The sequence below is a fragment of the Vibrio sp. genome (genome assembly GCF_048266485.1).
In the GTDB taxonomy this organism is placed as follows: Bacteria; Pseudomonadota; Gammaproteobacteria; order Enterobacterales; family Vibrionaceae; genus Vibrio.
The window spans coordinates 102114-115301 of record NZ_JBLWZK010000011.1 but is presented as its reverse complement, the minus strand read 5'-3'; the positions used below and the strand labels follow the sequence as shown (position 1 = coordinate 115301).

General features: G+C 42.5%; 14 protein-coding genes. 6 read left to right on the top strand and 8 right to left on the bottom strand.

All coding sequences use genetic code 11. From position 1 onward, the window contains the following. Nucleotides 1-97: 97 nt before the first annotated feature. The 3 genes from ACN0T8_RS12790 to gltS form a co-directional block, all read right to left on the bottom strand. The gene (locus tag ACN0T8_RS12790) at nucleotides 98-1000 is read right to left on the bottom strand and encodes a 1,4-dihydroxy-2-naphthoyl-CoA synthase (protein WP_417881009.1); all 903 of its coding nucleotides are present in this window, start codon (nucleotides 998-1000) and stop codon (nucleotides 98-100) included. Between the two features lie 34 nt (nucleotides 1001-1034). After that, on the bottom strand, nucleotides 1035-2393 hold the full coding sequence (locus ACN0T8_RS12785; protein ID WP_417881014.1) for an MDR family MFS transporter: 1359 nt from the start codon (nucleotides 2391-2393) through the stop codon (nucleotides 1035-1037). Nucleotides 2394-2573: 180 nt separating this feature from the next. Further along, on the bottom strand, nucleotides 2574-3797 hold the full coding sequence (gene gltS / locus ACN0T8_RS12780) for a sodium/glutamate symporter (protein WP_417881008.1): 1224 nt from the start codon (nucleotides 3795-3797) through the stop codon (nucleotides 2574-2576). Between the two features lie 456 nt (nucleotides 3798-4253). Here gltS and ACN0T8_RS12775 point away from each other — a divergent pair, with 456 nt between their 5' ends. From ACN0T8_RS12775 to dgcA, 3 genes are all read left to right on the top strand, one after another. Continuing rightward, nucleotides 4254-4478 carry a hypothetical protein gene (locus ACN0T8_RS12775; RefSeq protein WP_417881007.1) on the top strand — a complete coding sequence of 75 codons (225 nt, stop codon included), beginning with the start codon at nucleotides 4254-4256 and terminating at the stop codon, nucleotides 4476-4478. Nucleotides 4479-4601: 123 nt separating this feature from the next. Next, nucleotides 4602-5243, top strand: coding sequence for a YdcF family protein (locus ACN0T8_RS12770; protein ID WP_417881006.1), 642 nt, complete (start codon nucleotides 4602-4604; stop codon nucleotides 5241-5243). A gap of 1 nt (nucleotide 5244) precedes the next feature. Continuing rightward, on the top strand, nucleotides 5245-6219 hold the full coding sequence (dgcA, locus tag ACN0T8_RS12765) for an N-acetyl-D-Glu racemase DgcA (RefSeq protein WP_417881005.1): 975 nt from the start codon (nucleotides 5245-5247) through the stop codon (nucleotides 6217-6219). On the opposite strand, the gene mpaA is transcribed toward dgcA, so the two are convergent. Next, nucleotides 6182-6919 carry a murein tripeptide amidase MpaA gene (mpaA, locus tag ACN0T8_RS12760; RefSeq protein WP_417881004.1) on the bottom strand — a complete coding sequence of 246 codons (738 nt, stop codon included), beginning with the start codon at nucleotides 6917-6919 and terminating at the stop codon, nucleotides 6182-6184. The two genes, dgcA and mpaA, sit on opposite strands and share 38 nt — an antisense overlap. 167 nt (nucleotides 6920-7086) lie before the next feature. Here mpaA and ACN0T8_RS12755 point away from each other — a divergent pair, with 167 nt between their 5' ends. Further along, nucleotides 7087-8703 (top strand): peptide ABC transporter substrate-binding protein, encoded by a 1617-nt coding sequence (locus ACN0T8_RS12755; protein ID WP_417881003.1) that lies wholly within the window; start codon nucleotides 7087-7089, stop codon nucleotides 8701-8703. 61 nt (nucleotides 8704-8764) lie between these two features. Here the strand turns inward: ACN0T8_RS12755 and ACN0T8_RS12750 are convergent, their stop codons facing one another. Then, nucleotides 8765-9169, bottom strand: coding sequence for a VOC family protein (locus ACN0T8_RS12750; protein WP_417881002.1), 405 nt, complete (start codon nucleotides 9167-9169; stop codon nucleotides 8765-8767). A 73-nt stretch (nucleotides 9170-9242) separates the two neighbouring features. Between ACN0T8_RS12750 and ACN0T8_RS12745 the strand changes: the two genes are divergently transcribed. Next, the gene (locus tag ACN0T8_RS12745) at nucleotides 9243-9539 is read left to right on the top strand and encodes a putative quinol monooxygenase (protein ID WP_417881001.1); all 297 of its coding nucleotides are present in this window, start codon (nucleotides 9243-9245) and stop codon (nucleotides 9537-9539) included. Between the two features lie 26 nt (nucleotides 9540-9565). Further along, nucleotides 9566-10009, top strand: a complete 444-nt coding sequence (locus tag ACN0T8_RS12740) for a YtoQ family protein (protein ID WP_417881000.1) — start codon at nucleotides 9566-9568, stop codon at nucleotides 10007-10009. A 72-nt stretch (nucleotides 10010-10081) separates the two neighbouring features. On the opposite strand, the gene choV is transcribed toward ACN0T8_RS12740, so the two are convergent. The 3 genes from choV to ACN0T8_RS12725 all read right to left on the bottom strand — a co-directional run bounded on the left by choV (nucleotide 10082) and on the right by ACN0T8_RS12725 (nucleotide 13162). Further along, a complete protein-coding gene (choV, locus tag ACN0T8_RS12735; RefSeq protein WP_417880999.1) occupies nucleotides 10082-11293 on the bottom strand; it encodes a choline ABC transporter ATP-binding protein in 1212 nt (403 codons plus the stop codon). Nucleotides 11294-11295: 2 nt separating this feature from the next. Then, complete coding sequence (choW, locus tag ACN0T8_RS12730; RefSeq protein ID WP_417880998.1) at nucleotides 11296-12141, bottom strand: choline ABC transporter permease subunit; 846 nt, start codon at nucleotides 12139-12141, stop codon at nucleotides 11296-11298. Nucleotides 12142-12217: 76 nt separating this feature from the next. Beyond that, on the bottom strand, nucleotides 12218-13162 hold the full coding sequence (locus ACN0T8_RS12725) for a choline ABC transporter substrate-binding protein (RefSeq protein ID WP_417880997.1): 945 nt from the start codon (nucleotides 13160-13162) through the stop codon (nucleotides 12218-12220). Nucleotides 13163-13188 lie beyond the last annotated feature (26 nt).

The following is a 13188-nucleotide window of genomic DNA, read 5'->3' as shown; positions in this document are numbered from 1 at the left end:
AAAAACAGTTTATATTTGTGTATCACCACCAATACAAAAACGCCCTGAACTTAAAAGCTCAAGGCGTTGTTTCATATACGGACTTACCAACTAACAATTAATAGTGATATGGAAACTTAGAGAAGTTTTTTGGACGTTTTTCTAAGAATGAATCACGGCCTTCGCGCGCTTCATCAGTGCCGTAGGCGAGGCGAGTGGCTTCACCGGCGAAGAGTTGTTGTCCAACCATGCCATCGTCAGTCATGTTTAAGCCAAACTTCATCATGCGTAGTGCAGTTGGTGATTTTTGGCAAATGATCTTACCCCACTCAAGCGCTTCTTTTTCAAGGTCAGCATGTGGAACCACTTTGTTAACCATGCCCATTTCAAAAGCATCTTGTGCGCTGTAGTCTAAACCTAGGAAGAAGATTTCACGCGCTTTCTTTTGGCCAACCATTTTCGCTAGATAAGCTGAACCGTAGCCTGAGTCAAAGCTCGCCACATCGAGATCGGTTTGTTTAAATGCTGCGTGTTCTTCTGAGGCAATTGTCATATCACACACAACATGCAATGAGTGACCACCACCAGCAGCCCAACCCGGTACGACTGCGATCACGGCTTTTGGCATAAAGCGGATCAAACGTTGTACTTCTAGAATGTGTAGTCTGCCTAATTTTGCAGGGTCGATTTGGTCTTGTGGCATACCTTCGTATTTGTAGCCATCTTTGCCACGAATACGTTGATCGCCACCAGAACAAAATGCCCAGCCGCCATCGCGGGCACTAGGTCCGTTACCGGTCAGCAAAACGCAGCCTACATCGCTCCACATACGTGCATGTTCAAGCGCGCAAAAAAGCTCATCGACGGTTTTAGGTCGAAATGCGTTGCGACATTCTGGACGGTTAAAGGCGATACGGACTACTCCGGCATCTACTGCGCGGTGGTAGGTAATATCTTCAAATGAAAAACCTTCAACTTCTTGCCAATCTTCAGGGTTAAAAATATCTGAAACTTTATTCATGCTGACAGACCTTTATTTGGTTTAGTTCGATGTATTAATCTTGTTTTATTTCGGTAGCTAATGTTTGTTTTTTTAACGCGACCAGTGTGATTATCATAGAAACCACAGCCATGATCGCCATTAATAAGTAAATCGCATTGAAGCCTGCTGCCAAGGTTTCATGGCTATATTCCGCAAGGCTATTTTGTTTGGTAACACCTTCATGATTTAGGCTCAATTGGAATACGGTTGAACAAGCAGCAACGCCGATAGCTCCGCCTAATTCACGACCAAAGTTAAATAATGACATGCCAATACCGCGGTCTTTTGCTGGCAATACGTTTTGCACCATTACGCCAATCGCTGGCAGGGTAAAGCCGATGCCTAGACCTGCTAAACCAAGAGCTACCGCTGGATAAAAATGTTGTTGGATCATCGCAAAGCTAATTGCCGCCAGTAAAAACCCAAACAATGCATAGCGTTTGGTTTCACCTGATTTATTGACTAGCTTGCCACCGCAGTAAGCGCCAATAGTGATGCTAAACATGAAGATCACCATGATTTCGCCGCTGGCTGAAGCGGATAAACCACGCTGCCACTGCATTTGCATTGGTAGGTACACCAAAATGGCAAACATTAATAACTGTGAGCATAAAATCAGTAAGATGCAAACCAAGTAGTTGGGTAGTTTAGCTAAGCGAGCAGGCAGCATAGGATCGGAAACGCGTCGCTCAACCAAAACTAATATTAAGATTGAGGCAATAAACGCACCCCCCGTCCAGCCCATAGGAAGTTCGGCTTCGGGAGAGAGTAAAAGCAGTAAGCTGGTGGAGCCGATCATCAGCATCATCGCGCCTAGCCAATCAAATTTCGAATTACGCTTTTTATTTAAATGTGAAAGGTTACGACGAATCAAAAATACTGCCAGTAAACCGAGTGGGATATTAATCCAAAATACCCAGCGCCAGGATAAGTGTTCAGCAAAATAGCCGCCAAGCAATGGGCCAGCGATACTGGAAACCGCATAGACCATTGAGATGAAGCCTTGGTATTTACCTACTTCACGCGCCGGAATACAGTCGGCAATGACAGTAAAGGCGAGGGCAATTAAGCCACCACCACCGATGCCTTGAATGACACGAGCAATGATTAAGGTTGGTAAATCTTGCGCGAAGCCACATGCTGCCGAGCCTAGCACAAAGAGCGTAATGCCGATATACAGCATTTTTACTCGGCCTAGAATGTCACTGAGTTTACCATAAACCGGTAATACCGCAGTCGCCGCTAATAGATAGGCAGTGACGACCCAAGTGAGTGCATTGCCTGCATTGAGTTGCTCACCAATGATAGGCAGCGGGGTGGTGACGATGCTCTTTTCTAGCGATCCGAGCGCGATAACGAGTGCGACACTCATGAATATTTTTTGTGGTGAAACCGCTTTTTGTTCAGTCACTATTTTTCCTCAACACAACGTTTATCAAAGCTATTCTTGTTCAAAATGGATATTAGCCTAGTGCTTAATGAATCTGAACCACGGTATTGAGAGTTTAGTCTGTTATCCGCAGTTTAGACTGATTGATTCACTCTTTAGTCATTAACCAATAAACGATAAGTAACCTTGGATGATAATTAAGTTCACAATATCGATGAAAAAGGCACCGACAATTGGCACGACCATAAAGGCTTGTGGCGAAGGCCCGTAATGCGTCACAATTGAACCCATGTTCATTACCGCGGTTGGTGTAGCGCCCAAACCAAAACCACAGTGACCACCAGTGATTACCGCTGCGTCATAGTTTGAGCCCATCACACGGAAAGTCACATTGTAAGCAAACACCGCTAAAATAATGGTTTGTACACATAAAATGATCAGCAGGGGAATCGCGAGTGAAAAGATTTCCCATAATTGTAAACTCATCAAGGCCATCGCTAAGAATAGAGATAAGGATATGGTTCCGAGAATATCAACGGTATCGGTATTGAGTTTGTACTTGCCTGAAACTTCCAAAATATTAGTGATAATCACACCTAAGAATAGGGCATATACAAAGTCTGGGATCTTTAGCCAACGGATTTCAACGGTATTTACCCATTGCTCAACATAAACCGCACCCACTACGCAAATCAGCATCATAAATAACGTTTCAATCACGCGATAAGCTGAGACTTTATCTTCTTCACGGTCGTTGTAAGTTATGACATTTGGGAAATTATCGTGGTGCTTGTCACCGGTGCCATATTTTGACACTAGGGTGTGCTTTTGAATGCGTCGTTGTGCCACTGGTCCGCCAATGATACCACCAACAATTAAGCCGAAGGTGGCTGCCGCCATGGCAAATTCAAGAGTATTAATGCCATAGGTATTTTGGAAAGTGCTTGCCCAAGCTGCACCAGTACCGTGTCCACCAGATAGCGTGATAGAACCTGCCACTAAACCAAGTAGTGGGTTGATCTTCAGTGCTTCTGCTAAGCCAACACCTACCGCATTTTGAATAATGATATAGATAGATGCAACACCAAGGAAAATAAAGACTTTTTTACCACCTTTTAGTAACTGAGTGTAGCTTGCGGATAGGCCAACCGTAGTAAAGAAGAGCAGCATTAAGGTATGTTCTAGCGGTAAATTAAATTCAAGTGTGATGTTTTGGAAATGTAAGATTGTGCTAATAATCGCCACAATTAAGCCACCGACAATTGGCTCTGGGATTTTATATTTAGATAAAAATGGTACTTTGGAATTAATAGAATGACCGAGTAGCAACACGAAGATCGCGAGCAAAAAAGACTCGATAGAATTCACAGGATAAACTGTATTCATATACTGCCTCTAAAAAAGTAAAACTTAAAGAGTGAAAATGTAGACCGCCGTTATTGAGCATAAAGCTTGTTTTAACTTGACCTTCGGGAGCTTCATTCAAATCTCTTCTTTTTATAAGAGATAGGCTGCGTCAGATTAGTTTGAAAGGTGCTTACATCCTTCGCCAATCTTCCTTGCCTAAAGGATTGGATGATAGCTCTGAATTCTGCATCTTGAAGTCACTTGGGTATAGATATCATTGAGAGCAATTAGGACAGATGATCACACCGTTCGCTACTTATGTTTTGAAGTAACAAAAAGTTGCATCATTAGTGGCTCTAGTGGTTAGTAAAGTTTGATCTTGATTGAATTATTGACATGGAGTTTTCAATTTTATGACGTCAGAATCAAAGTAGGATTTAGTATGTTAAATAATAGTTTCGTATTTTGTTCTAGAGCCCGATTACTGGAGATTTTATGCCTGTTTTATTTTGCCAATCATGCTGCCGCGATACTCAACATAAAGCGATATTACGTAAGCGAGCGGAAGATGATATGTCATTAAAAAACAAGTTCCAAAAATTCAATGAGTTGATCAATCACCTTTTCAGCGGCGTACCTTACCACAAAATGGACCGTGTGTGTTTATGTCGTTATTGTAATCATCAAAATGCCGTATATTCATTAGATTCTGCTCATTGAGGACTTTATTTATCTAGACGATTTTTTATATACCAATACTTTTCTTTTGTCTGCTCTTACTACCAGCTAAAAACTCAAGTACAGTAAGTCATTATCACTCTATATCTAACATGGAAGTGCACAATGACGCGTTATTATGATCATGCTTTATCTCTCTGGAAGTATTTAAAATTCGATCAACCTCTTCAAAAAACGGATGCTTTATTACTTCTAGGCAGTTCTGATTTACGTGTTGGTGAGCGAGCCGCTGAGCTTTATCATCAAGGTATTGCCCCGTTATTGATTATTTCAGGTGGCAAAGGCCGAATGACCGATGAGTTGTTTGAACATTCTGAAGCGGAAACTTTTGCTAAAATCGCCATGGATTGCGGTATCCCTAATCATGCTATTTTACTTGAGGCTCAATCAACTAATACTGGTGAGAACTTTCGTTTCACGCAACAATTATTGCAATCTAAAGGGCTTACTCTCAGTAGTGTGACTTTAGTACAGAAGCCTTATATGGAGCGTCGTGCGTTGGCGACTTGTCAGCAACTATGGCCACAAGTTCAAGCTCAAGTCAGTTCTCCTCAATTTGAATTCCTCGATTATTGCAGTGCGCTGCATCCTTCTTCTGAAGTGATAAACCTGATGGTCGGTGAAATTCAACGCCTTAAAACCTATCCAAACCAAGGTTTCTTTGCTGCTCAAGATATTCCTGAATCGGTTGAACAAGCATTTTCTGTTTTATGCAATATTGGTTATGACGAGCACGTGGATGTGTAATATGAAAATGACGATCTCGACTCAATCATGGCCAATCAATGGTGCGTTTACTATTTCTCGCGGTTCGAAAACTCATGCTGATGTAGTGGTCGTCACTTTAGCTCAACAAGGACATGTAGGGCGAGGGGAGTGTGTGCCTTATGCTCGCTATGGCGAGTCGATTGAACAAGTGATGGCGGATTTAGAAACTATTTCGGAGCAGTTATCTCAAGTCGATTCAGCGCAAGATATTCAACAGTTACTACCCGCAGGCGCAGCACGTAATGCCTTAGATTGCGCTTGGTGGGATTTACACTGTAAACAGCAACAAAAGACCATTTGGCAGTTGCTTGAAATAGAGCCTCACGATCTTACTACGGCGTTTACTTTATCGTTAGCCAGCCCTGAAAAAATGGGTGAGGATGCCAAAGCCAATCAAACTCGCCCAGTGCTGAAATTAAAATTAGCCGGAGAAGGTGATATTGAGCGAGTTGCAGCAGTCAGACGCCATTCACCTAATGCGAAGATTATTGTTGATGCCAATGAAGGTTGGAATGTGGAATTGTATAATGCGATGATCCCTCAACTCAAAGCATTGAACGTGGCGATGATCGAACAACCGTTTCCTGCGGATAAAGACCATTGGCTTGATGGATTAACGCGTCCAATCACCTTGTGTGCCGATGAGTCATGTCATGGAGTTTCAAGCCTAGCTAAGCTGGTGGGGCGCTATGATATGGTCAATATTAAGCTTGATAAAACCGGTGGATTAACCGAAGCGCTTAAACTGAAACAAGCCGCTATCGAACAAGGTATGCAAGTTATGGTCGGTTGCATGGTCGGCTCATCACTTGGCATGGCTCCAGCTTTTGTAGTTGCTCAAGGCGCACAAATCGTTGATCTTGATGGCCCACTTTTATTAGCCCAAGATCATCTGCAAGGTTTTGAATTTGATATCTCTACAATGAAGGTGATGAGCCCAGAGTTGTGGGGGTAGAGGTCAGCAACTCCACCAACATACCTAAATAGTGCTCACAGGCATAATCTGCAGAAACTGGCGGTAATTCTACTGTTACGCACAATAAATCACGCTCGGCACACCAAGAACCAAATGATCCCGGCGTGTCGTAGCCAACATCTTTCACCATCGGCAAGTTCATTTTCTGAGATAACCAATGAGCTAAAGGTGAAAAGCTAGGATCGTCAATGCAGGCTAAAGGTTCATGAAATGAGGTTACCCATGCTGGATTGATCTCTTCAATTAGATGACATAACGCTGCGGTTTCTGGCTCTGAATTGCCTGTCTCACCGGTTCCTACTGCAACATCGCGCTCTGGCTCTTGAGTACTCCAACGATATACCGTGCCGCCTGCTTGCCAATTTTGACTCGCAAAGTTGCGGTTTAAATCTACTCCATTGGCATTAGTGCGAGTCCCTAATTGATTACCATCAGGGTTCATACTGAGCACAACATGGTGACGAAGTTGGCCAGTTTCTATTGAGCGCAACGCGCAAGAAAGATTCACGATTGAAGCAGTTTCGTCACCGTGAGTACCGGCGATAATCAACCCGGTATTTTCATCTTGAATTTGCGCAGGGAAATAGACTAGTGGCGCACCGAGTACAGAATGACCATAGGTAGTGGGTTTGAATTGAAATTGAGCGCGTTGCTCACGAGGTCGAAGAATGACAGCCATACGATCTTCCTAATCTAGATTTGTAAATCCATTATTAAGCAGTATTACCGAATTAGGCTCACATAGAAAGTATAAAATCGTAATAAAAATATGGGTTAAAACGATAGTTAACGTTATAGTTATTATTATCTTTTCTATCATTACTTCTTCATTTACAAGGAAGCCTCATGCTCTCTTTTAAACCTTCAGTTTTAGCGTTAACCCTTTCTGGCCTTCTTTTACCTACTTCAAGTTTTGCGGCTCAAGTACCCGATGGTGTGACACTAGCCAAAAAACAAGAGTTGGTGCGTGGTAACGATGCAGAGGCGGCAACGTTAAATCCATTAAAAGCGGAAGGTATTCCTGAGATGCATATTCTGCGTGACTTGTTTGAAGGATTAATGATTCAAAACCAAGATGGTAGTGTGGTTCCGGGTGTGGCAGAAAGCTGGGAAACTAAAGATAACCAAACATACACTTTCCACTTGCGCCAAGATGCTAAATGGTCGAATGGTGAACCTGTTACCGCACAGGACTTTGTTTATAGTCTACATACTGCGGTCGATCCAAAATTCGCATCACCCAACGCTTGGTATTTAAAACTGACCGGCATTAACAATGCAGAAGCGATCATTGATGGTAAACAGCCTGTTAAAAAGCTTGGTGTTAAAGCGCTAGATGAACATACGTTACAATTTCAATTAGATAAGCCTGTCCCATATTTTGTGGCTATGACGGCGCATACAGTGATGATGCCGATTCATCAAAAGTCGGTTGAAAAGCATGGTGATAATTGGACTAAGCCTGAAAATATGGTTTCCAATGGTGCGTATAAGCTAACCAATTGGGTGATCAATGAGCGCTTGGAAATGGAACGAAATCCTAATTACTGGGATAACAAAGATACCGTGATTAACAAAGTGACTTACATTCCATTTGAAAGCCAAACTGCGGCGATGAACCGTTATATGACGGGAGAAGTGGATATTACATCTGATGTACCGGTCGCGATGGTAGACAAGTTAAAACAAGAACACCCAGATGCTTATAAAATCACACCGCTGTTGTGTACTTACTACTACGCTTTAAACACCAAGCGTAAGCCGTTTGATGATCCTAGAGTACGTAAAGCGATTTCATACACTATTATGCGTGATGTAATTGCTAACGGCGTGACCAAAGGCAATGTGCCCGCTTATACTTTTGCTCACCAAGATGTTGCGAATTTCAAAGCGACACAGCCGGAATACAGCCAGTGGACACAACAACAGCGTGATCAAGAAGCGGCTAAGTTATTAAAAGAAGCAGGGTATGACCACAATAATCCGCTAAAAGCCGACTTACTTTACAACACCAGTGAAAACCATAAAGCGATAGCGGTGGCGATTGCCTCTATGTTGAAAAAGAATTTAGGTATGGAAGTGACGCTCGATAACCAAGAGTGGAAGTCTTACCTAGCCGCGCGTCAAGAGCGTAACTTCGACATCATGCGCGCTTCGTGGTGTGGGGATTACAATGAAGCGTCAACGTTCTTAACCTTATTAGGCTCTGATAACGATAAAAACTTCCCATCTTATGTAAACCCTAAATACGATGAAGCCTTAGCTAAAGCTCAATCCGCCGTTGATTTAAAAGAGCGTAATCAATATTACAATCAGGCAGAACAAATGTTGGCGCAAGATATGCCGATCGCACCAATTTACTACTTTATGCAATCACGCTTAGTCGATCCAAAACTAGGGGGTTACCCAATGCACAATGCGGAAGGGCGTATTTACTCGAAGGATTTGTATTTCGCCCAATAAGTACTCTCTAAGTCCAATTAGCTTTAACAAACCCGATCATGTATCGGGTTTATTTTTGGCTCTAAGATAGCTTTTGCCCAGAAATAGCCGGATGATAAATTGGTTGAACAACATTGCCTGCCGGATCGGTACAGTGAAAACTACGTGCACCATCGCTATGATCGTGAGGGGTATCGATCAACGGAACTCCTTGGGATTGTAAAAATTCATACCATTGCTGCAACTCTTGTTTGCTATCTACCACAAAGCCAAAGTGATCAAGGTTATGGTGACCGCTTTCTTGCTCTGAATGGGAGCGAGACAGTGATAAGTTATCGTTGCCACAACTTAGGTAGACTAGGTTGTCATTCGCACGACGAAGTATCGCCATTCCCATAATCTCATGATAAAAATGGACACATTCCTCAAAAGCGTAGACCTGTAAAGCTAAATGTCTTAATCCATTAAATGGTTTTGGTCTTTGCATATATCCTCCTTAAATGACTTTGTATTATTTATTGTATACAATTATGGTGATTTTGCTAAGCATGGAGGAAAATATGTTTTGTATCATTGTGAAAAATGAAGTGAAGAATGGATGTCGTGAGCAGTATTTATCAATTATGCAAGAGAATGCAAAAGCCTCAGTTTTAAACGAATCAGGCTGCCATGCTTTCGATGTGCTGGTGGATCAAACCAATGACCATCATTTTTATTTATATGAAATCTATCAAGATGAAAGTGCGTTAGCGGAGCATAAAAAGACCGAGCATTATTTAGAAAGCCGAAAATATCTGGCAGATATTGTTGAAAATGTCTCAGTCATTCGTTGTGATGTAGTTCAGCGAAATCAATAGTATTGAGAATAGAAAGGAGCAAATATATGAATTGGAATGTCTACTTGTCAGGTGAAATACATACAGATTGGCGAAACCAAATTATTCAAGGTTGTGAAGAGAAAGGGTTGGATATCACATTTAGTTCAGCTGTGACAGATCATGAAAGTAGTGATGCAGCTGGCGATGGGCTAGGCGAGGAGTCTAATGCTTTTTGGCGCGATCATAAATCAGCCAAAGTGAACGCGATTCGAATTCAAAAGCAAATTAAGCAATGCGATCTAGCGATTATCCGCTTTGGCGATAAGTACAAACAGTGGAACGCTGCTTTTGATGCGGGTTATTGTGCTGCGTTGGATAAGCCTTATATTACCTTGCACAGTGAAGATATTATCCACCCACTAAAAGAAGTTGATGCTAGCGCACAAGCCTGGGCGATTAACCCTCAACAAGTCGTGGATATTTTGTCGTATTTGTTATTGCAGAAGTAAATTGTTGTTTAAATGAAAAAACTCTCGCCGATACGAGAGTTTTTTATTTAGGTAGCTTGTTTTATCTGTGGGTTAGGCTGCATTTGAGCTTTGCTCGAAGCTTTGATAATTACCCAATAAAGCATTATAAAACTCGCTGTCGTTCAATACTCCAACTAGCTTGCCATGTTCAACCATTAAAACGGGATGAGCGGTGCGATTTTTGAGTTCAATGGCATCACGCATACTAATTTCAGGGCTTGCCATGACCAGCATGTTGGGCTCAATCGCTGTTAAATCTTGAATTTTTTCCCATTCTACTAGTGTTAAAGACTCAGTACTGTTGATGGTTAGATTCTCTAAACTCGATGTTGAGGTCGGTTTTTCTATCCAGATCCCGGTATTCGCGCATAACTGAATGCGATGATCATCTGATCTAAGATCGTGAGTCGGCTGCATTAAAGAGCGACCTTTTAGCACGTTGAGTGGGTTTGTGTGTGCCACAAAATCTTTAACGTATTGAGTTTTAGGCGCGAGGACGATTTCTTCTGGTGTGCCGTGTTGAATTAAACGACCTGACTCCATAATCGCAATGTTGTTGCCGATTTTAAGCGCTTCATCTAAATCATGGCTGACAAACAAAATAGTCTTGTTTAATTTTTTTTGCAGTTCGAGTAGCTCATCTTGCAGTTGAGCGCGGATTAATGGATCGAGCGCTGAAAAGGGTTCATCCATCAGTAGGATATCGGTATCCATAGCGAAAGCACGTGCAAGACCGACACGTTGCTGCATGCCACCAGATAACTCGTGTGGGTGTTTATCTGCCCATTCTGCTAGGCTCACCATTTCCAATTGCTCGAGTGCTTTTTTACGGCGATCGGATTTGCTCATTCCCTTCATTTCTAAACCAAAGGCAACGTTATCAAGTACCGTCAACCAAGGCATTAAGGCAAACTTTTGGAATACCATGGATACTCGATGAGTTCGCAAATGACGTAAAGTTGTGCTATCGCAGTTCGCAAGATCAACAAGGTTATCACCATCTTTGATTTCTAATGAACCTCGAGAAATGGTATTCAGGCCATTGACCGCGCGTAGTAGGCTTGATTTACCTGAACCAGATAACCCCATTAATACACAAATTTCGCCTTCTTTGACCTTGATATTGACGCCATCGACCCCGACGACTTGGCCGGTCTGGTCAATAATATTTTGGCGAGATTTACCTTTGTCGAGTAGTTCTATCGCTTTGTCTGGGTTATCACCAAATACCACATCAAGGTTGTTAATTGTAATTGCGTCCATAATTATCCCTCTTTAGCTTGGTTTGGTGTTTTACATAAACGATCAAGAATGATGGCGACCAGAACAATCGCGAGTCCTGCTTCAAACCCTTGAGAAATATTGACGGTGTTTAATGCTCGGATCACTGGTTTGCCTAAGCCATCCGCCCCAACGAGTGCCGCAACGACAACCATAGAAAGCGATAACATAATGCACTGTGTGACACCTGCCATAATGCTTGGTAGCGCCGCAGGTAACTCGACTTTAAACAATAACTTCATTCGGCTGGCTCCAAATGCTTTACCGGCTTCCACTAGCTCTTCTGGCACTTTAATAATGCCGAGATAGGTCAAACGGATTGGGGCGGCGATAGCAAAAATTATGGTTGAAATCAGTCCCGGTACGATCCCCAATCCAAACAATACCAAGGTTGGGATTAAGTAAACAAAGGTTGGTACGGTTTGCATTAAATCTAAAATAGGGCGCATTAAGGTATACAACCAAGGGCGATGCGCTGCCATGATGCCTAGTGGGACGCCAATTAATACGGAAATCGTTGTCGCCGCGAAGACGAGAACAAAGGTTTCCAGCATTTCTTGCCAATAGCCCATATTTAAAATTAGTAGTAGTGAGGCAATGATGAACATCACTAAAGATAATTTACGGTGTAAATACCAAGCCAGTGCGGCGGTAACTACGATAGGGACTGCAGGTGGCAGCCATTGAAAAACACTGACTAGGCTCATTATGATGGTTTCAAGAAAGATAGAAATTGCATCGAAAAGTGTTGCTGCATTGATGGTGAGCCAATCGACAACAATTTCCATCCAATGCCCAAGTGGGATTTTATGATCGGTAATAAAATTCACAGTACTGCCTTATCTGGCGAGTTTACACCCACCAGCTCAATTGAAAATATTAAAAAAAGAGTGTTGCGTTTGCTAATTACTTCATGGATTGCTTGAGATAAGTAATGACTGCTGGTGCGGCAGCTTGACCATCCAGAGTTTTGACATTTTTGAGCCAAGTTTGGATTTGTTCAGGGTGTTGGCTTAACCATTCACGAGCAGCAATAGCGGGCTTCTTATTTTGGTTTAAGATTGAATTCATGATCTGGTTTTCCATTTCCAGACTGAATTTAAGATTGGTTAATAAGTTGCCGACATTTGGACACTGGGTTAAGTAATCTTGGCGTACGTTGGTGTGTACGCTTGCTCCACCATAGTTAGGGCCAAAGAAGTCATCGCCACCGGCAAGGTACTTCATTTCAACTTTGCTGTTCATCGGGTGTGGAGCCCAACCTAGGTAAACGATCCATTGATTACGACGTACTGCGCGGGTGACTTGAGAAACCATGCCAGCTTCACTAGATTCGACTAAGCGGAAGTCCTTTAGGCCAAAAGCATCTTGATCAATCATGCTTTGCAATAGGCGATTACCATCGTTACCTGGTTCGATACCGTAAATTCGGTCATTAAATTTATCGGCATTTTTAGCGATATCTGCAAAAGTTTTTACCCCAGCATCGTAAACATACTTAGGCACTGCCAATGTGTATTTAGCGTCTTCTAGGTTGGCACGCACGGTCTCTACTTTGCCTGATTCGCGGTATTTTTTGATATCGTTTTCCATGGTTGGCATCCAGTTACCAAGAAAGACATCAATATCGCCATTGGCCATAGAAGAGTAAGTCACGGGAACCGAAAGTAATTCTGTTTCGGTTTGGTAGCCCATGCCTTTTAATAGTTGGCTTGTAACGGCGGTGGTTGCGGTGATATCGGTCCAACCAACATCCGAGAAACGTACCGTTTCACATTGATTTGCGTAGGCGTTAAAAGTGGCTAGGCTGGTAAGTCCTAACGTAAATAGTGCTGTTTTTTTTAGTGGCATAATCATTCCTTGTAATCAGTGACTTG